This is a genomic window from Pseudomonas yamanorum, assembly GCF_900105735.1.
Lineage (GTDB): Bacteria > Pseudomonadota > Gammaproteobacteria > Pseudomonadales > Pseudomonadaceae > Aquipseudomonas > Aquipseudomonas yamanorum.
The window spans coordinates 2,563,426-2,583,307 of sequence record NZ_LT629793.1; the positions used below are offsets into that span (position 1 = coordinate 2,563,426).

17 protein-coding genes are annotated in these 19,882 nt (G+C 51.2%); 7 read left to right on the forward strand and 10 right to left on the reverse strand.

Annotated features, from left to right (window positions below):
• Nucleotides 1–23: 23 nt before the first annotated feature.
• Nucleotides 24–1,280 carry an integrase domain-containing protein gene (locus tag BLU46_RS12350; protein ID WP_093202007.1) on the forward strand — a complete coding sequence of 419 codons (1,257 nt, stop codon included), beginning with the start codon at nucleotides 24–26 and terminating at the stop codon, nucleotides 1,278–1,280.
• 146 nt (nucleotides 1,281–1,426) lie between these two features.
• Here BLU46_RS12350 and BLU46_RS12355 read toward each other — a convergent pair whose 3' ends face one another.
• The 5 genes from BLU46_RS12355 to BLU46_RS12375 all read right to left on the reverse strand — a co-directional run bounded on the left by BLU46_RS12355 (nucleotide 1,427) and on the right by BLU46_RS12375 (nucleotide 6,007).
• The gene (locus BLU46_RS12355) at nucleotides 1,427–1,696 is read right to left on the reverse strand and encodes a hypothetical protein (protein WP_093202012.1); all 270 of its coding nucleotides are present in this window, start codon (nucleotides 1,694–1,696) and stop codon (nucleotides 1,427–1,429) included.
• Nucleotides 1,693–2,673: an integrase domain-containing protein gene (locus BLU46_RS12360; RefSeq protein ID WP_093202017.1), complete on the reverse strand. Its 981-nt coding sequence runs from the start codon at nucleotides 2,671–2,673 to the stop codon at nucleotides 1,693–1,695. The genes BLU46_RS12355 and BLU46_RS12360 overlap by 4 nt, the downstream gene beginning before the upstream one ends.
• Nucleotides 2,657–3,010 (reverse strand): hypothetical protein, encoded by a 354-nt coding sequence (locus tag BLU46_RS12365; protein ID WP_093202022.1) that lies wholly within the window; start codon nucleotides 3,008–3,010, stop codon nucleotides 2,657–2,659. Before BLU46_RS12365 ends, BLU46_RS12360 begins: the two co-directional genes overlap by 17 nt.
• Nucleotides 2,997–4,403, reverse strand: a complete 1,407-nt coding sequence (locus tag BLU46_RS12370; RefSeq protein WP_093202026.1) for a YfjI family protein — start codon at nucleotides 4,401–4,403, stop codon at nucleotides 2,997–2,999. The genes BLU46_RS12365 and BLU46_RS12370 overlap by 14 nt, the downstream gene beginning before the upstream one ends.
• Before the next feature lie 1,067 nt (nucleotides 4,404–5,470).
• On the reverse strand, nucleotides 5,471–6,007 hold the full coding sequence (locus BLU46_RS12375) for a LasR-specific antiactivator QslA (RefSeq protein WP_057711090.1): 537 nt from the start codon (nucleotides 6,005–6,007) through the stop codon (nucleotides 5,471–5,473).
• Nucleotides 6,008–6,541: 534 nt separating this feature from the next.
• Between BLU46_RS12375 and BLU46_RS12380 the strand changes: the two genes are divergently transcribed.
• Nucleotides 6,542–6,874, forward strand: a complete 333-nt coding sequence (locus BLU46_RS12380) for a hypothetical protein (protein WP_093210149.1) — start codon at nucleotides 6,542–6,544, stop codon at nucleotides 6,872–6,874.
• A gap of 359 nt (nucleotides 6,875–7,233) precedes the next feature.
• The gene (locus BLU46_RS12385; RefSeq protein ID WP_093202033.1) at nucleotides 7,234–7,929 is read left to right on the forward strand and encodes an SLATT domain-containing protein; all 696 of its coding nucleotides are present in this window, start codon (nucleotides 7,234–7,236) and stop codon (nucleotides 7,927–7,929) included.
• A gap of 65 nt (nucleotides 7,930–7,994) precedes the next feature.
• Here the strand turns inward: BLU46_RS12385 and BLU46_RS12390 are convergent, their stop codons facing one another.
• The 5 genes from BLU46_RS12390 to BLU46_RS12410 are packed head-to-tail and all read right to left on the reverse strand — an operon-like array spanning nucleotide 7,995 to nucleotide 14,967.
• Nucleotides 7,995–9,755 carry a DNA adenine methylase gene (locus BLU46_RS12390; protein ID WP_172834532.1) on the reverse strand — a complete coding sequence of 587 codons (1,761 nt, stop codon included), beginning with the start codon at nucleotides 9,753–9,755 and terminating at the stop codon, nucleotides 7,995–7,997.
• Nucleotides 9,752–10,507, reverse strand: coding sequence for a methyltransferase domain-containing protein (locus BLU46_RS12395; protein WP_093202038.1), 756 nt, complete (start codon nucleotides 10,505–10,507; stop codon nucleotides 9,752–9,754). The genes BLU46_RS12390 and BLU46_RS12395 overlap by 4 nt, the downstream gene beginning before the upstream one ends.
• On the reverse strand, nucleotides 10,507–13,038 hold the full coding sequence (locus BLU46_RS12400; protein ID WP_093202043.1) for a diguanylate cyclase: 2,532 nt from the start codon (nucleotides 13,036–13,038) through the stop codon (nucleotides 10,507–10,509). Before BLU46_RS12400 ends, BLU46_RS12395 begins: the two co-directional genes overlap by 1 nt.
• Complete coding sequence (locus BLU46_RS12405) at nucleotides 13,035–13,985, reverse strand: HAD-IIB family hydrolase (protein WP_157721296.1); 951 nt, start codon at nucleotides 13,983–13,985, stop codon at nucleotides 13,035–13,037. Before BLU46_RS12405 ends, BLU46_RS12400 begins: the two co-directional genes overlap by 4 nt.
• Nucleotides 13,963–14,967: a DNA adenine methylase gene (locus BLU46_RS12410; RefSeq protein ID WP_093202047.1), complete on the reverse strand. Its 1,005-nt coding sequence runs from the start codon at nucleotides 14,965–14,967 to the stop codon at nucleotides 13,963–13,965. The genes BLU46_RS12405 and BLU46_RS12410 overlap by 23 nt, the downstream gene beginning before the upstream one ends.
• A gap of 1,265 nt (nucleotides 14,968–16,232) precedes the next feature.
• Between BLU46_RS12410 and BLU46_RS12415 the strand changes: the two genes are divergently transcribed.
• The 4 genes from BLU46_RS12415 (at nucleotide 16,233) to BLU46_RS12430 (ending at nucleotide 19,857) form a co-directional block, all read left to right on the forward strand.
• The gene (locus BLU46_RS12415) at nucleotides 16,233–16,526 is read left to right on the forward strand and encodes a DUF6124 family protein (RefSeq protein ID WP_093202051.1); all 294 of its coding nucleotides are present in this window, start codon (nucleotides 16,233–16,235) and stop codon (nucleotides 16,524–16,526) included.
• Between the two features lie 178 nt (nucleotides 16,527–16,704).
• Nucleotides 16,705–17,733 carry a hypothetical protein gene (locus BLU46_RS12420; RefSeq protein ID WP_093202056.1) on the forward strand — a complete coding sequence of 343 codons (1,029 nt, stop codon included), beginning with the start codon at nucleotides 16,705–16,707 and terminating at the stop codon, nucleotides 17,731–17,733.
• A gap of 18 nt (nucleotides 17,734–17,751) precedes the next feature.
• The gene (locus tag BLU46_RS12425) at nucleotides 17,752–18,288 is read left to right on the forward strand and encodes a nucleotidyltransferase family protein (RefSeq protein WP_093202060.1); all 537 of its coding nucleotides are present in this window, start codon (nucleotides 17,752–17,754) and stop codon (nucleotides 18,286–18,288) included.
• A 111-nt stretch (nucleotides 18,289–18,399) separates the two neighbouring features.
• On the forward strand, nucleotides 18,400–19,857 hold the full coding sequence (locus BLU46_RS12430; RefSeq protein ID WP_093202063.1) for an ArnT family glycosyltransferase: 1,458 nt from the start codon (nucleotides 18,400–18,402) through the stop codon (nucleotides 19,855–19,857).
• Nucleotides 19,858–19,882: the final 25 nt, after the last annotated feature.

Here is a 19,882-nt window from a genome sequence, read left to right on the forward strand (position 1 = left end):
AAAGGTGTCATGGAGTACTTCTCATGTGCGCTCAAACCACCCGCCTCTCCGACCGCCAGCTCAAGGCGGTCAAACCGAAAGACAAGGATTACGTCCTCACGGATGGCGACGGGCTCCAACTGCGAGTCAGGGTCAATCGCTCGATGCAGTGGAATTTCAACTACCGGCATCCCGTCACCAAAAATCGAATCAACATGGCACTCGGCTCTTATCCCGAGGTTTCTCTTGCGCAAGCGAGGAAGAAAACCGTTGAGGCAAGAGAGCTGCTTGCACAGGGCATCGACCCAAAAGCTCAGCGTAATGAGCTACAGGAAGCCAAACGAGCGGAAACGGAACACACCTTCGAGAACGTGGCCACTGCCTGGTTCGAGCTGAAGAAGGATTCCGTCACGCCGGCGTATGCCGAAGACATTTGGCGCTCCCTCACACTGCATGTTTTTCCGAGCATGAAATCAACGCCTCTCTCCGAAGTCAGCGCCCCAATGGTCATCAAGCTCCTTCGTCCGATTGAGGCCAAAGGCAGCCTCGAGACAGTTAAGCGAGTGAGCCAGCGCCTTAACGAGATAATGACCTACGGGGTCAATTCCGGAATGATCTTTGCCAACCCTCTCAGCGGTATTCGAGCGGTGTTCAAGAAACCTAAGAAAGAGAACATGGCAGCTCTACCACCAGATGAGCTTCCGGAGCTCATGATGGAAATCGCGAACGCCAGCATTAAGCGGACGACCCGCTGCCTGATCGAATGGCAGCTACACACTATGACCCGCCCTGCCGAAGCGGCGACTACCCGATGGGCAGACATCGACTTCGAAAAACGCATCTGGGCCATCCCTCCGGAGCGAATGAAAAAGCGTCGTCCGCACACAATCCCGCTGACCGAACATGCACTCTCGTTATTGAAGACGCTTAAGCCCCATAGCGGCCACAGGGAATATGTGTTCCCGTCAGATAGAAATCCGCGCACCCACGCGAATAGCCAGACAGCCAACATGGCATTGAAACGAATGGGCTTTCAGGACCGCTTAGTCAGCCACGGCATGCGCTCCATGGCCAGCACAATTCTGAATGAGCATGGATGGGATCCGGAGCTAATCGAAGTCGCGCTGGCGCATGTCGATAAAGACGAAGTTCGAAGCGCCTACAACCGGGCGGATTACATCGAACGCCGGCGTCCGATGATGGCCTGGTGGAGTGAACATATCCAGAAGGCAGCCACCGGCAGCCTGTCGGCATCCGCCATCAATCAAAACAGGGACCGTAACGTCGTGCCGATACGCTGAGCAAGCGACAATTCGTGCCGTGCAGCAGGGCGACTGAAGTGGCGACTGTCGCTAAATCAGCCGCATGCCTGCGCTTCTTCGGCCAAGCCCCTAAGTATGGGAAGGCTCCGCATTCCCATACTTAGGGGCTCACGCTTAAAGATCTATCAGACAACCACGAGTTGCGCCTTTCTGCGGCGGATCAGCCCTGCTGTTAACTCATAGTAATAGATGGTCGCTGGTGCTGAGCAACGCAGGTAGTGCTCTAAAAACCATCTGGTGTGCTTTTCCTTCCAGGACCAAGGAGTCGCACAACTCCAGCGTTCACGAATCGCCTCGTGCATCCTTTCTGCCTGCCTGATATGCCGCTGCCGCGTGGCATGCGCACCTTTGAGCACGGGGCTCAGAAACAACGCCATATCGAACTCGGACTTCATCGACGACCTCCGATGTAGGCACTCACCACGTCGATGCGGTTATGCCCCAACTCGTGGCTGATCTGCTGACGTGCACGCTGATCGAGTGCTCCATCCTCTCGTTGACCACGACCGCCATTGATGGGCGCGGAGAAGCCGGTCAGTTGTTCATAGCGCTCACAGGCGTAAGCGGCCCGCAGTTCATGAAAGCCTTTCAATCCATGCTCATGCATGATGTCCCGCGCCGGTCGTACGATTGTCTGTAAGAAATCTTTGTAGCTTTCATCAGGTGTTAACAGATTCTGACTGCCCTTGGGTGAGGCCTCGCTGGCCCTGTCGAGGGCGCCACGAACTTGATCCGTGACCGCAATCCAACGCGGTGCCGATGCGCCTGATCGACCGCCTTTGGTGCCGTCCTGGATATTGATCTTGCCCAGTTGCCGAGCCTCACGTTGCAGCCGGGGCAAGTCCGCCAAGATCGCTTCACGCAGGCGCATGCCGGTCTCCCGAGCGAGGAGCACGATGGCACTCACCCTCAGTTGCTGTCGCTCTGACAGCGCTTGCGCAATCAGACTGACCTGCACACGGTCTTGGCCTTGTGGCACCCCACTACGCACGCTTGAGCGCTGCAAGCCAAGCGCCTTACTCGGACTCGGGATTTTGACGTATTGATCACCGCGCAGCGCAGCCATCGTTCGGTTCACGCTGGACAGTCGGTTCTGCGCGGCAGCTATGCCGACGTTGCCCTGATCAACCTGCTCCCGCACGTGTACGGCGTACCGCATTAGGACTTCGCGGTCGATCTGTCGCGCATCATTGAGCCTCGGTCCCTCCTCGGATAGACACCAACGCACAAAGGCCTTCCAGCGATCACTATGGGCTTTGACGGTAGCAAAATGGCCATCGCCAAACAGGTCTTTCAGTGCTTGCGGTCCGGCATAGCTGAGCTGGCGACCGAAGCCGAAGTTACGCCCTGCTCGCTTACCGACCCGAGCCATTTTTCTGTTCCTGATCGGCTGCTGCGAGATCATGCAAAAGGGCTCGCCAGTGCGCACTTACAATCGCGAACTGAGCCCAATCAGTCGGGCGAAAACACAGCGTGTTGGCGGTGACGTAAAGATGCGCGCCCTGCTCTTCCAACCATTGGATAATGGAGGTCGTCGATGTGATAGTTCTATGGAGGGTGGCGACACCGGCGACACCGGCGACAACCCTTGCCTTGCCTGCCTTTGAGCGTGGCGACAAAGTGGCGACAGTACCTGCGACAAATCGCACTTTCGGCTCCTTTTGGCGTTGAGCCAGATGGTTGCGCAGCGCTTCATCAAGATTGAACATGGCGCACCTCGAAGGTGTGGCCGTCGGAGATCAACCACTGATGATCAATCAACTCGACCAGCAGCTTTGCGGCATGACTACTGCTCTTGCGGGCAAAGCGGGGACCGTTGCGATTCAGATCTCGAATACTGAAGCGCTTCCAATCCTTGACCTGCAGCCAGCGCAACAGCCGGTCCGCCTCTTCTTTTACCCTGCACACCGGCTCCTGCTCGGTCAGGCGCTGGATCTCGGAGAGGTAGTAGCCAACTAAGGCCGAGGCCCGCTGGATATGGTCGACCTCCACGACACTGCTCTCCTCCACAACGGCCAAAATGCCGGCGACGCGCAAAAGGTTGTCGGCGGCCTTCGAACCGCTGGGCCGCACGCTGGCCAGCTCGCCAAACTCACCCAGTTGAGCTTCGATAGCATCATGCAAATCAATCCAGCGACGACGCGCGAGCGGACTGAGGCTCAGCTTTGACAGTTGCAAGGCTCCGTCAGCGGAAAGTGACCAAGGCTGATAAAACAGAGCCGAAAGGCGGTGATGATAGCGCTTGAGGACAGCGTCTTTGGACAAGTCGACAGCCTGGTAGCTACGTTGCCCGGCTAGACTGGTGGGCCAGGTCATCAAGCAGCGCCCTAGAACGCCCTGCCCCTGCAGCAACGGGTCACTGAGTAACTGCATGGCCAAATACGGTTGCAGCATCAGGTGCAGGCTCAAGCGTCGGTCATAGGCTCGCAAGCTTTCACCAACCATGGAACGCGCGCGATCTATCGGGCTGCCATCCCAGAGTGACGACAAGGTCGTGACCGCTTTCAAACGGTTATCCCGACTCATGGTGCTGCTGCCGAGGAATTGTCCACCTTCATCACAGAACAGACCCATGCTAGGCAGGTCATGACAGAGCCCCTTGATCAGGGCCTCGATAGTCGGGTCCGTGGTGATCAGTCTAGGGGCTGAGGGCTCCGCTTCGAGCGACATTCCGTTTGCGGGCTCAGGATCGCCAGGCTTGATACGCTGCGCGTGTCGCTGTGCGGCACGGTACCGGGCAAGTTGTTCGCGATAGCGCTGCCACTGTTCACGCTCCCATTGCCGTGCCGGCAGCAATGCACATCGGTCTGCGGCGGTCTTGCGATCACCTGACGCGGCCACCGTGATCAGGTACAGCGACAGGGGATAATTTCTCCCGTCGAGCTGTAAGCCCGCATGACCTTGAGTGGCCAGCGCCGAGGCACCCAACACTGATTGCGCGGCCAGTGCCTGGGCCACGCCGATGACCTCGGCCATTCGCTCTACCGCAGGCCCAAGAATCCCACCCAGTGCCTGCACCGGATAAGGCTGGGCCACGGGATTCGACTCAATCAGCGGTCGAGGTGGTTGCGGTAGTTCAAGCTTCGGATCTAACTGCTGCATGGGCCCTCTCCTCGTTCATTGCTGGTTGTCCTCACGTAGTCCCGCCACGGACGTTGAGTGTTATCAGGGATCAAGGCCCCTGCAGCCTGTGAGGTGTTCACTGACGTGGAACGAACGGCTCCTTATGACCGGGAGCAAGGGCATGACCGCATGAATCTGACCTCCTTAGACGCATCCGAAGATGCGGGCGGGTGGAGGCTGTACCGACTGACGAGTTCGACACCTGGAGATCCTGAGCGGGAGAAGGCAACAACATCGACACCTGGGGCATGCCTGACTGTCAGTCAGGTGCAGTCTTTCCATAGGCTGCGGCACCGGCGCCTGTGTCGTTGCGGATTACGACGAATCGGATTTGTCAGGCCGATTGTCACGAGGAGAGATGCGGCAATGCCTTTTGCGACGGGGCTTGCAGCAGTGGTACGAGTGCCCGTCTCTTTCCAGAAGAAAGAGACGGGCACAGTCTGGCGCAGCGAAGTGCGTCGAGAGGTGAGGTTGCTGCAGCGCAGCGAGGAGGGTCCATCGTCTGCCGCAGTGGACAGATAAGTCGAGTAGGCATCCTTCACTCTTGGGGAGTGACCGTGCGAGCCGCCGGACGCTAATCGCACTTCGGGAGAACCACCACACAAGTGGCGTAGCCTTAAAGGTTCTGGCTACCTGGGCAGGTGCTGTCAACGACAGCGATCCGTGCGCCAATTTTTATACTCACTCGAAAAGGCGGTCAAGCGTCACTGCCGAAGTGCTCAGAAAGTGGCGACTGTCGCCAGTATTGTCGCCATGCTCCAAGCCACGTTCTACGTGGGTTGTCGCCGGCGTCGCCGCTGTCGCCAAACCTATATCCATGCCCAACGAAAAGATTCGCACATACACTGAAATGGCGCTGCGCTTGATAAAGGTTGCAGGGAATTACTGACGGGGGAAAGCAAGCGTGGCGCTCGTCAAATTGAAAATGGGAGGGTGGAACGCCGCGGCTTCGAGAAAAGCGAATGAACCCTCCGATCGGCGCGATCAAAGATCGCTTGATCGGAGGGTTTGGCGGGAAAAGCAAATCTCAAACGTCAATTACAGACTCAGGCATCAAAGCGGGTTGATTGAGAAGTGACGGCCTCACGTCGCATGATCAGCGTCTGCTGCAACCGAAGCAAAAAACCTGCTTCAAATGCTTCTTGGGGATCACCTGGACGATGATGCTTTCGGTTTTGCGCCAGTGCCCACCACAGCGGCAATGATGAGCCATCGAGCCAGGTCTCAGCGCACCGGACGCCGTCTTCAATCATCGGGCGGAATTCATTTCCCCATGGTGTTCGAAGACCAGGACAGCCTTCAGCTGAAGGGACAGAGACGTACTCACCAACCTGTTGATGAACGCGCTGCGCTGGGATACCGGACAAACATCGAAACGCCTTGTCGAACAACACAGCCGCGTCGTCCAATAGCTCTACCGCCAGCTCAACATCCTGTGGAAAATGAAGCAGGACGCTCTGTGCTCCATTAAGCCGAAGTATTGCAGCCTGCCGTAGTTTAATCGCTGCATCTTCAGGGGTAAGCGATGAAGTATCGATGCTGTTAGGTTTGGGGAGGCCAATGAGAAGCGAAAGATCAAACATCGCGGAATCCTCCGAGATGGTTTGCAGCTTGAATCATTTGACCGGGGTGGCGCACGAGCTTAAAAGGGGGACAGGTCATTTTCCTTATCTCCTCGGACAGTTAAGGAGCCGTCCACCCAGCCGTTCTGACACGAAATGGGTGGCGGACCGTACGGGGGTCAGAAACCGGCGTCCGAGGGAACCGGCCAGGCCGAAGCCTGCCCCGCACGGACCGCCATAGAAAAGCAGCAGCTAAGCCTCTGTAAGCACCTAATAGCTGGCTATGGCGCTATGCGCCTCGAACAATTCAGGTTCTGACACCCGGCCACGGGATTGACCGTGGCGGGACAAAGCGTAAATGTGAAGCAGTGATAAAACAAGCATGCAGTATCAATAAGCTATACATCCGAATGAAGCTGCCGGCCAGACGATGACGCCCGACGGTAACTGGTGGCAATCCACCGCTTCAGGTCTGACCTAGCGACGACTACTGCAGAGTCCGACTACGCTGATAGAATCGGCATGGTTGTATATAACGCCCTTCTGAGAAATGTTATGAATACAGAATTGACGGAAGAAGAAATGCGCCGGGCGCTATTCGGTGACTCTCAGTCCCCTGCGCCAGCAATTAACACACACGTGCAAGACAACGTCCCGGATGTCGTGATGGTACAACCGGTAAACGCAGCGAAGAAAAAGAAAGTCTCAAAAGGCTTCACGCCTAGGTTGAGAGTCACGCTGCGGGTGGGAAATGAATTTGAAGGCAACATGCACGAGATGATACATGAGGCCGACACACTGAGCTCCCTAGTAGCAGAGCAAGATGCTACTAAGGCGGCCAGAAAAAAATTCAGATTCGTGCAAGTGGTATCGATCAAATCAATGTAAGAGGACACTTTCACTAGACATTAAACCGAGTTCAGCTATCGCGAGTCACAAAAGCGACTAGCTCGCTCACATCATCAGCCACAAACCTATCATACTGGCCCGCCTTCACACACACCAAATTGAAAACTCTTTAGCCAAAAAATATATGATAGCTTACTTCACGCCAGCGTTGAAAACTTACCCTCTCAATGCTGAAACTCGCTTTAAGCCTAAAAACATAATAAGCTGACGCTAGAAATCCCCATACTGAGTTGTTCGATATCGCCGAGAAATTTACCGCTATAAATTTTCACCCGATTTCGAAAACAGAAGAAAAACCATAAACAGTCTAATTAACACTTTGGAACGAGTCGAGAATCATGGACAGAAACAAATACCTCCTCCTAGAATTGGCCAATCTTGAAGTAGACTCAAAAATCGGAAAAGATAGACACTTTATCGCTGCAGATCGTAAAAACATCAGAAGAATAGCACTTGGTCTTTTTTCAGTAATAGGGACAGCCATTATTGCATCCAAAGCCATAAAAGACGTATTTCAAGCTATCACACCAATTTCTGGCTATGAAGCCTTATTTATTTCAACCATTTCATTATTAGTAGGCGTATCCACGGCAATACTTGGTTTTTTAGGTCTTGAAAAACAAGTATCACAGCACAGGCTGGTGGGAAACATGTACATTGAAGTGTCTCGAAAAGCAAGACGCCTAATAAATCGGCTTCATGAAGGAGAAGACGCAGACATTATAAAAAGCGAGTTTCAAACTATACTAACCGAATACCTGAGCATAAACAAAGAGGGCGAATCGTGTCCTACCTCCAAGAAAGACTCGATCAAGTCACTTGCCCAAAATAGCTCTTCTAGGGGAAAAATCAAAAGCGAGATAAAAAAACAGGATGATCAAGCGATGCAGTTGACATCACCACCTAAAATACACTCTCTAAAAAAGCTTGTAAGCAACGGTTTGAAAATTCGCGCAGCAGAGTTTTTTTGTTATGTGAAATTAATTAGCATTTCAAATCGTGACATTTACATAGAAACAGTTGCAAAAAAATAAACCAATTAAAAGTAAAAGCTCCCGCAATAAGCATTACGGGAGCTACACATACACAATGGAGCAAGTTAATTTTTAATCAAAATCGCATACTCTCTTACAGCTTTCGACTTATGCTTTCCTTGTCCCTTATATGAGTGCCCCATGCCAAACACATCTATCTTCCTTCCCCCAGTAGATATACGATCAAGAATATTTTCAACTGACGCGACTCCAACACTTGAGTAGCTCCATAGGCAAGACCAACCTTTACTCAAGGACGTCTCGATAATATCAACAATTAAATCCTCGATCAGCCTAGTGTTTCTAGTCGCAAATGATGATGCAAACCTACCAGCATCACCTCTCTTAGGCATTGATGCCTTGTCCTGAACAACAGGATAGTCATATCTTACTAGCGTTTCTAAGATGTGATAATAACGACTATATTCATCACGCGTATAAGGTGGATCTAGGTAGACACAGACTGATTTACCGGCAAGATCATTTTCAGCTTCTTTAACGGCATTCTCCCAAGGACCAGGGACCGACTTTACTCCGTAACGAGTTTTAGAGCTTTCCTCCCCCAAACTTGTAAGCCGCACAAAAAACTCGTGCGAAATCGATAACCCTCTACATACGACTAAATCAGACGCAAGCAAGCTCAAGCGCGCCTCGTCAACACCATCAAATTTAGGTTGCGCAAAATGACCGCCATATGAATATGCACACGAACTAGTGGCACACAATAGTGCACCTAAAGCCCATGAACGCTCCTCCTCATCCTCGAGCTGATCAATAGCGTAACGTAAACTATCAATTTCAGCTGACTGCCTGACTCCAAAGAAGAGATTCGCATAATACGTGCTGAACAAAAGGTATGGAGCAGTGTGATTATCAATCTGCCGTTCAGCCACCAAATCAGAAATGGTCTGCGCCGTTTCTATTTTAGAATTATTGATCCTAGCGTATTCAGAAATCCATTTATACAACTGACTTTTAACTGAAGGAGACAATTCGGAAGCTAAAAAGTCATTCTCAATATCTATATTAGCCTTGACGTAATCAGGAAGGCTCTCATAATGAGAGCGAGCCAATACTAAAACTTCATCGGCTACCTTCAGTGCTCGCTGAGCATCGAAGCCTCCCCCTTGCACTTTTGCAAGTAATCTCGAAAACTCCTGCGCATCGGACGCGAGAGTAACCCACTCACGACTAAAATATCCCGACGCTGCCCCTGACCCACACATTAGATCAATGACTACCGTGTCTGAAGCAAGAAGGGTGTGCATAATTTCGGAAAGATATGGAGCAAAAAAAGCTTTGGATCCCATGTAATGTGCAGAACGAGAAAATTGGGTCGTTCTAGAGTTAAGCAAAGATGATGTTCTTTTCTTAGCGCTACGCACTCGCTCCAGCAAAGAAGGAAATCGACTATTTATATCATAAGCCCCGAGCAACACTTGCCCCCAAACCTCAACATCCTTATTTCCAGTATAGGATTTTTGTTCCGATTGAATCCAGTAAGGTAGAAGTTGGAGTAATATTTCTTCTCCCTCTGTATCTCCATCAGTCTGCGCAAGACCGTCACTAATTACAGTCCCTTCTCCTAACAAGAGCTCCTCCGCGCTAGGAAATAAGGAACTTGGGTGAGGATTAATATAAGGATTAAGCTCAGCCTGTAGCGCTAGCGCCTCTACACGATCAAACTGAGCAGAAGAGCAAATAAAATTATCTCTAGCTTCTATTTTCGCCAATACCGACCTGGAAAACCATGTACCAGATTTTCCAGTATGCTCATCAATCACTTTGACAAGTGGCCGTCGCTCGGAGGTATCTCGCTTGCTCATTCCTCACCAACCTTTCGTACGTACATCATATCTCCAAACACCGAAGGAGAAGTTATAATCTCAGCATTCGGATAGACTGATAGCAACTCCGAAAACCATATAACCCCCTGGGATTTATGGAAGTTGGCCGCCCATATACCGCCCACTCGTATACGGTCGAAAACCTTAGCTATTATCTCTGCACTCACTGATCTGTAATGCAGCACATAGCAACACACCACTAAATCAAAGCACTCAAGTTGAAGCGCATCCAATTGCTGTTCATTTAATACCTCCAGACCTATCGCACTTGCATAGTCGCGATTTTCTTGAACAAAATCAAACCCAAGAAGATTATCAAGATTCCGGTATACAGCACTAGCGAGTACTGTCCCCGGTCCGCAGCCAAAATCAAGTACGTTCTTAATAGGAAATGCGCATAGTTTACGAGCCCCTTCATAAAGAGATTCGTAACAGCCGACATTTATTCCCTTATCAATGGTCGCATTATATGTATCACCAGCAATTTCAAAAAACAATAAATGGATCACTTCTTGGCGATGCGCACTTTGTAAGCGTTGAACTACAAAACAGGATTCAAAAATCCTATTATACCCTCTTACCTCCAACTCCAAAAATTGCTCACGTGTAATATCGCCAATGCATTTCCATAGCGAAAAATTGGCGCTATGATTAACGACTTTAAAGTCCATTGTGAGTAAGGAAGCATTTGGGGGATCATCATGCTTATAACCAACAATAAACGTCGCCATCAGTCGCTAGCCATATCTACAATTTGTTTAGCAACCCGCGTATGAAACTCGTCGCTCCCGATGTGCAAGCTCAGAGCAACGTAATTCAACTCTCCAAGCTTGACTGTGTCTACCCCTAAACCTGCAGTCTCTGCAACTTTTTGAGTTAACTGTTCAGCCAACTGTATTGAACCATACAAACTGTAAGGCAGCCCAATAAACGCTTCGACTGTACGCCAAACGAATACAAAATCGAGCACAACGGAGTTAGACAAGAATCTGGGAGTTGACCAAATTGATATCAAACCAAGAGGGCGAGGTTCTCCCTTATCGTCTGGAACATGAGGAACGACCAAACATGCTCTACGAGTTGAGCGTGGCGCGTGAACTTGCCGCACATACTTAGCCAAGTACTTACAATAAGCTAAAACCTGAGAATCCTTATCCAACTCTTTTCTTATCACTCCGCCTTCTAACAAAAGGACAGAACTAGCGTACTCGTTCAAATTTTGCTTTTGACGAACAAGGTAGTCTGGGACCTTATCTTCTGAAGGATTAGTCAACTTTAACTTAAATGCTATTAGCTCTCTTTGCTCCTGCCCAGAATCATCTGTCGCCAACCGGACATCATTAGTCTTACGCAGGGTATCTACAATAAGCGGATACGCGACTCTCGCAGTGGTGCAAACGATTCCCTCACTCTGTTCTAAAGGCACTGCTTTTACCATAGGGCGCTGTAACGAAGGTTCTTCGCCCCGGGCATCACTAGCGATAGTTACTGTACTTCCATAAAAAGCCTGATAGGAAGTATAAAGACTTTCAAGAAACTCCTCATCGTTCTTTACCACTAAAACATTTTCGTGGAGACGCGTGGCTAGATCCTGAACCACATTAGTAGTAAGGCCAGTAAGGCTAGCGATTTCGTCATTTGTCCATGACTCGGGATCCGTCAACCGTTTATAAATCTCGGTAGTTTCGACATCTTCGCCCCATATAATAATTTTTGAAGGTTTATTAGCTTTATCCAGTGCAGAAACGACCTGTGCCAGCGCCGCCTGCCAAAAATCGGGAAGCCCGCCACCCGTTTTAGGCCTAACGTCTACACGAACATGATCGATCAGAAAATCTTCCGGTAGTTTTCTGCCGCCGGGAGTTCTCGGAATCTGATCGAAGCCTATTTGAACCCCTACGGCTATACCTTCGAATTTATTTAATTCACCGTTAGAAACTAAATTACCAAAATTCAAAGAACCGTCTACCTCTGCTTCAACTCCTCCCCAAATCGGTGCCCCATTGAATATGACCTCGCACAACCCAGAACTATCACTCCAGTTGAGCGCCAGTGTGTCATCTGAGACGTCAGACCAAGAATATTTAACAGCGGCTTGAGATAAGGCATGCAAAATAGCGACTGTAACTGCGCCTTGCGAAATTTCTGACGCAGGACCGGATCGTGTGAGCAGCGAAAGCTCGTCACATTCTTTAGTAAGATTTGCACCAAACCATGTCAAAACCGCAGAAACAGCATCATTAACTTTAGCCGGATCAGGTGGATTATCCGAGAGAAGGCTAACCTCTTTTACTATTAGATTTAGGCGCTCGTCTGCGAAGCAGTTTTCAATCTTATTTCGACTTTTCGAAAGACACAACCCTAACTTCAGATAGTTACTCAACTTTGCTTGATAACTGTATTCATCATCAATGGCCGGCTGTCTTCTTTCAAAATTTATTGTACCGCGTCGCTTTTTCTTTTGAACAGTTCCATCTTTAGTAAGTTCTTCGCAGATGTCTTTTATTGAAGAAAGGTCACGAGTTATTTCATCCAAGCTTCTAGTAACAACCCCTGCGGTCATACCTATGCGAAAATCCTTAGCTCCGAAGCTAAACTCTGCAACACGATTCTTAAGCTCCCAAAGCCGGGAACTTACATCCATTGCCTGATCGCAAGGTAAAACCAACAAAAACTCATCACCCCCATCAATTAATGCTAGCCCACCTAAGTCTTTACACAGCTTATGCATCTCTCCATAAACGAGCCTGATCGCTTTATTGCCTTCGCTATGGCTTGATTGGTCATTCACATTTTTAAAATTATCTAAATCTATGTAAATTACGGAAAACTCAACAACTCCATGAAGAATAGACATTGGCAAGAGTGATTCCAATAGCATTTCTTCTGCATCGGATGCTTGCATGTTGAGTGCACCATGCTTCCGATATTCCCGCCCCCATACATCAACAAGCGCCGTTATGAGGTGATGAAGCTGTTGTTGAACACTGAGTTCGGTAGCCTGTGCAGAATCACCGACGTAAAGGGCGAGATCCGTTCCGACTCCATCTAGGCTATGTCTGATGGCAGGACTACCAGTGCATAGTCCCCACTCATATTCGACATCTAGGACTTTAACCTGCAAACCGATTTTATCTATTCCCAAATGACTTCCTAACGCTTCCAGCCGTTTCTCTAAATCATAAGGCGATATAAAAAAAGACTGAGCATCACTTCTCAATTTGAGTATCGGATCCTTTGCTGCGCGCATTTTACTAATCATGCCTTCCGTGTCCTTCCGAATAATCGTTGGGCGCGCCGAACAATTTCGAGCACCTCAATTGCGGCGTTACCTGCACCTTGATTAGAGTAAAACTTACTTGATGCCCTTGCTGCATCAGATGAGTTTTTCACACTTACACTTATTCCTGCCCATGATAATAGCTCAACATCATTGTCGTTATCGCCAACCGCGAGTACATTTTCGGGCAGAATGCGATATCTATCGCAGAGAACTTTTAATCCAATTGCCTTGGAAGATTTTTCCGGCCGAATTTCTACATATGTAGATCCACTTGCAGTGACCGAAATCCCTGACACGCTGGACAACGCGTTGACTAGCGCTATTTTCTGCTCGCTCAACGTGGCGCTCATCAATGCCGCAACCACTTTGTCACTAGCAAGATTCATATCCGAAAAAAGCTTTACTGGCATGCCATTGAAGTCCCTTTCTGGCTTGCTCTGAGGCGCCCCTACATAAAAAACACTTTCAATAGATGAAAGATCATTTATCAGCTTTGCCTCAGGGTCTACCGTATATATAAATAACGAAACGCTAGACAGGCCTTGTACTATTTTCAATATTTGAACAATAGAACACTCTGATATCTTTGTATGAGTGACCAAACTTTCGCTTTCCGGCTCAATAACAACGCTACCATTATATAAAACTAACGGAACTCGATTAAACCCTCCTAGCTGCTTAACTGTTGGAGACACGCCGGTAAGAGTTCTGCCTGTAGCGAGAGTCAATCGAACATTTCTACTCGGACCGCTCAGCAACCCAAACAAATGGATGAGGCGTTCGCCCAAGACTTCGCGCGGGCTAGATATAAGCGTTCCATCCAGATCAAAGGCTATGAGTTTTACCCGAGCAAACGGAAGTAGCTCCTGAGGGTTACAAAGAGCGTCGGGTAGGCAGCGAGGATCACTTGTTAATGATGAAGACATGATGCATTTGCTGCCTTGTGCCATTAGTCGACTGATATCCTAAAGCAGGAATTTCATGTACCTTGAGAGTACCCTGCGTGACCAGAGCTCGCTCTAACTCATTTAGGCAAATATGAGCTCCATCTGCGTATTGCACCACCAAGCGTTCCCAACTAACGGAGTTAATAAGATCCAAGAGATAAGGCAACCTCATTGCATTTCTTATTTGGCTGCCCATTGTCGAACGTACAACAGGCTGTCCACATTTGCTATTTGAATCAACTGAAACCTCTTCGAACTTAGCCAGAGTTTCAGGAAGATGATAATATCTAGAATAATCTCGTCCATTATAGGGAGGATCAAGATAAAGGACCTCGAACGCCTTATCACTTAGATAATTAAGGGCATCACCTCTTACCGCTACCCCTCTAGGCCCTTCGACAAATCCCAGATACCATTCAAAACTGAATGTTTTCAATGCCTTCCTGTCCCAATTTTTCAAGTAGGCATAATAGGTGCCCGCCGTATTCGCAACAGCATCCATACTATTCAACAAGGAAGCGATCAGAAACTTTTCTTCATCAACATCAATAAGCTCAAGAGTTTTCCAAGACTTAATCTCTAACCAAACAGCGCTTATTTTTGCTGCATTCTCGGTCGTAAAAAAACCACGTACTTCTGCGTACTCTTTTACAAACCAACTCTCATCAGAACAAAGAGAATTCAGATGAATTAACAAACCCTCTTGCGAACTCACGCTTAGAAACTTCCTAACTCTGCTGAAGTTCGGCAGAGCATCACAAACTAATCTTACGTGCTGAAATGCATTGGGGAAATGCAGCAAATCGCAGGCTGTGACTAAACACCCTCTTTTTTTGAATTCAGCGCCGATATTACCGAGCCCCCCGAATGCATCCGCAACGGTGGCATTTTTATAGCCATCTAAAGCTATATCAGCAACAACCGGCGCCGTTGAGGCCTTAGACCCGAAATATCTAAACATTCAATAACTCGTTTTTTATAGCCTAATCGCTATAGCACAAAAATTCTCCCATCGTACCATATTCGACGGAAGGCCTACCTGATCCAGACAGGATTCCATCAAGGCTCCCGAAGATAAGTCGGTGGACATTGGTGATCACCGTGGCCCCCTGACCTTCACCTCGCAACCTATCGATACTCTCTCTAGGTATGGCCTGAAAAAGCCAGCCCTTGAAATATTCACCCCAGCAATCCTGCGGGTTACAGAGCGACTGCTTTGCAAATTCAGGGCTTTTTCAGATGATCCGTAGGGACGTTGAGTAGCATTTCCGCATCTAGGGACTCTATTTATTCAAACCGTGATGCGGGATGGCAGCTGATGCCCCGATCGAAACTGATTTTCAGGTCAGCACATCGCGCTTCGTTTTGGCTGTCCTAGGCTGAGGGGGAAGGAATTCAGGCGGACAGCACATCTATGCACTCGGAGCGTTGGGCAAGTCTCTCAGCGGGAAACTGAAACTCCCTGCTGACCTCCGCTCCATTTCTATGAGACATCGTCGCTCCGCCCTAATGAAAGAAAATAAATGCCCCACAACGCTTCGGTACATTTGAGTTCAGCAGATAAAAAGCAACCTGTTACCCCATCTCGGCATCGTTTGCCGCTTAGGAATGCTTTAAAAGTCCATCTGCTTTGCGCAGCCACCTCTGTTTTCAATGAGCTCTTAACAGAAAAAACATAGAATCACACAGAATGACGGGATCCTTAAATATGAATCCAGCGATGGTGAAAAGATTTAGAGCGGTATTCCTATCGGTATTCCAACAAGAATTCATATCTGATCAATCTATTTTAAATCAACAACATACTAAGTTGATTCAGATTACCCCGGCCCACCATATACGAAGCACCACCAAAACCCGCCTTGTACGGGTTTTGTTGTTTCTGGGCTCCTGAAAACACACCGCCGAATGAACCTTCGGATTTTTCCCGCAAGACATCGCGCCCTTGGTGAACTGGTGCTCATCAATCGACACGACTAGCCTTGAAACGTCGCTGCAAAATCAGCGACCGGGTTTAGCAGCTCGGTTAATATCAAGGCATGCAATGCCACCATCTGTCCAAGCGAAGCATCGTGCGTCCGCTTGTCCACGTTATGGCGGCTGTGCGTGGGGCACTTTCGAGTGCGCTGGGTTCCTTGATTCCTGGTCTGCTAACCCGCGTACGGTCGCCACCCTTTTCGTTTAGCAGCGATGTCTGGCGACTCCACCAATCAAGGAGTTGCACTCATGAAAAAGAACAGTCCCAATCCTCCGAGCCCGAGCCAATCCTGCACGGATATCTTCTGCATCGCTCAAGGCATCGACCCAGAAACCCTGCTCGTACAGGCCTGCGAAACCCTCGTCTCACTAAACGCGCTTACTACTGACCTCGCTTTCGAACTTGACGGAGCCTTTCGCCATAAACTTCTGGCCACCCAGCAATTGAGCGTCCTGGGTGAGTTGCTGGTAACTCGCGCACTGGACATTCTTGTGCCAACAGCAGACTCGAAAACGCAGGGAAGGACAGCTTCCGAGTATTAAAAATAGCGACTCAGCAGGAAAGCGCCAAAAAGTAACCAAAGGGTGAGCGGGTTATTTTCTTCGAAAATAAATCCGTCACCTTTTTCTATTGAGGATGGTTGTGATACTTCTCCATCCCGTGCCCAGCACAGCTCCACCTCAATTCGCCTCTATCAGACAACCGGAAGTCCGATACCTCATGCTCAAGCCCTGTTTATTCCTGGCCCTCGCCACGCTCTCCACGCTCGCCAACGCCGACCTCGCTGGGGTCTGGCAAGGCTCGCTCGGCAAGACGACGATCACCGCCTGTTTCAACGCCGCGCCCAACACCGGCGGGAGCTACTACTATCAGCGCTTCCTGACACCGATCCAGCTCACCCAGGAAACACCCGATGCTCCCTGGGTCGAAGAAGGCAACAGCGGTGTCTGGCAATTGGAGGTGCCACAGGGCGACTCGCTCAAGGGCGTCTGGAGCAAAACCAAGGGCGGCAATCCACTGTCCCTGGCATTGCAGCGCGTGGCAACGCCGCCCGAAGGTTGTGCCAGCGATGCGTATAACGCTCCCATGGAAGCCGCGCCCCTACCGGTCAAGACGCAGAAGCAATCCTTCGCCGGGCACAGCTACCAGCTAAAGACCCAAGGCGCCCAGGTGACGCTCAAGCTTGAGGGCGACAGCCCGGCAATTCAGAAGATCAACCGGCAGTTGGCGAGCCTGGCGATCAGCGCCGATGGTCAAGCCGACTACTTCAGCGAACGACGTGAATACCTGGGGCGCAACGGCGCAGCCTATACCAGCGAAATCAGCGTCGAACCCACGTACTGGTCATCCCAGTGGATCACCGTCAGGTTTTACCGATGGGCCGCCGGTACGGGCGCCAGGGGTATCAGTTGGGGGCTGCATTCCTGGAACCTGCAAACCGGCGAGAGCGTCGATCCATGGACTTGGCTCGGCGGGCACCAGGAATGGTATGACGCTTACTCCGGCCATCTGAAACTGCCCGCTACATTCAGCGCCTGGCTGGAGAAGCAAACCACCACCGATGAAGGTTGCCCGGCGATCACCAGTTACTCGAGCTTCGACCTGAGCTTCGACACTCAAGGCATGAAGCTGTCGACACCGGCCAATGGCGACGGTTGCGACAATGACCTGAGCTTCACCTGGGAGCAGTTGGCGCCTGTTTTGTCGGCCAAGGGTAAAGCCGCACTTGCCAGCTTGAAGATGCCTTGAGTGCATAACCATCACGCGATGGTGCAGATGCTGATCGGGGGCGATCCTTTGCGCTGGCACTTGCTGGACGTCGTCCGCGCCCTCGCGCTCCCCGATTGCTGGATCGGCGCCGGCTTTGTACGTAACGCCGTGTGGGATCACCTGCACGGTCGCGCGCTATCGCCACTGACGAGTGACGTCGACGTACTGTGGTTCGACCCCACCTGCACCAACCCCAGCGAAGACCGCCGCCTCGAAGCCCTGTTACATGCAGCAGAACCTTCCATCGACTGGTCCGTTAAAAACCAGGCCCGCATGCACCTGCGAAACGGCGATGCGCCCTATCGCGACGCCAGCGATGCCATGCGCTTCTGGCCGGAGACCGCCACCGCAGTCGCCGTCAGAAGAACCGCAGCGGACGTATGCGAAGTTTCAGCGCCACTTGGCCTGGAGGACTTGTTCAATCTGCAACTCAGGCCCACCCACCGCTTTGTCGAAGAGAAACACGCCATTTACCAACAACGCATCACCTCCAAACGCTGGCTAACCCATTGGCCACTGCTGAAACAACCCTGACCCCACAAAAACCTCACACTCATTCACGAATTATTAAGAATCCCCCTCGTATACTCACCGATTGCCCGGACTGTTCCCCCGAACGGTCCCCTGCCCCGGTAGCCAGAATCCATGACGCGTTCCGCCCCTCTGCTGCTCCTGCTTACTGCGCTGTTGTTCTTCTTCGCCCTTGGCAATCACGAGTTGCAAGGCTCGACCGAGGCCCGTGTGGCCGGGATCGCCATGGCCATGCACCTGGATAACGACTGGGTGGTGCCGCGACTGTTCCGTGAACCCTTCCTGGAGAAACCGCCACTGAGCCTGTGGCTCGACGCCGGGGCGATCCGGCTGTTTGGCGGTACCACATGGGCAGTGCGCCTGGCGTCAGCCTTTGCCGGGCTGTTCAGTGTGATGCTGCTGTACGGGATGCTGCGCAAGTTTGGCCGGCCCAAGACCCTGGCGTTTGTCGCGGCACTGATGCTGGCGACCATGGCCAGTTACTGGAGCAACGTACGCGGTGTGGGTGAAGATTCGCTGCTCACCCTCGGGGTCACCATGGCCCTGCTGGCGTTCTATCAGGCCAACCGCCCCGAGTCGGAGCGCGACCGTTCCAACCTGGGCACCTGGTTGCTGTTCACCTTGGGGATGGTCATCGCCACCTTGAGCAAAGGTGTACTGGGCCTGGCCATGCCGGGCGTCGTGATCTTCGTCTATCTGGCCAGCACCAGCCTGATGGATAAACGGTTCAAGCTCGGCGATTGGATCAAACCCGGGCTGTTCACGCTGCTGGCGCTGGTGCCGCTGATGATCTGGCTGGGGTTCCTGTACCAGCGCGACGGGCTGCAAGCAGTACGTGAAGTGCTGCTGACCAACAGTGTCGGGCGCTTCAGCGGTTCGTTTGTCGAAGCCGGTCACTACGAGCCGTTCTATTACTACATCGTCAAACTGCCTGAAGCTTTTTTGCCCTGGAATATCCTGGTGTACCTGGGGCTGTGGCACTTCCGTAAAAGCCTGGTGCGCAACCGCTACCGGCTGTTTTTCAGCGTGTGGCTGGTGGCGCAGTTCACCCTGCTGACGCTCGCCTCCAGCAAGCGCACGGTTTACCTGATGGCACTAACGCCCGCCGGCGCAGTGCTGGCCGCCGAGTATGGTGGCGTCTTGCTGGGCTGGCTGAAAAGCCGCGGGCAGGTTTCCAACGTTGCCGAGCACGTTTATGGCCACCGCCGCGGCCTGGTGGGTGGCTTCTTCACCATGGTGGTGGCCTGCTACCTGATTGCCGCCTTCTGGTTCGCACCCAAGGCCGATGTGCGTCAGTCGTTTGTGCCGGTGATCAGCCAGATCCAGGCGATGCAGGCGCAGGGCAAAGAGGTGGTGCTGTATCAGGCCAACGAGCGAATCGCCGGGGCCGGGGTGTTTTACATGCAGGGTTATTTGACGATTCTGCAAACGCCGGAAGAACTCAAGAGCTACCTCGCGGCCAAGCCCGGCAACGTGGCATTGGTGGACAATACTGACCGGCTGAACGTACCGGTGACAGTGGTCAAGGAGATGGCGATTAACCGTCAGCCGTACTATTTCATCGAGCAGTGATGAAAGAGGCGCCTGCCACGAGTAA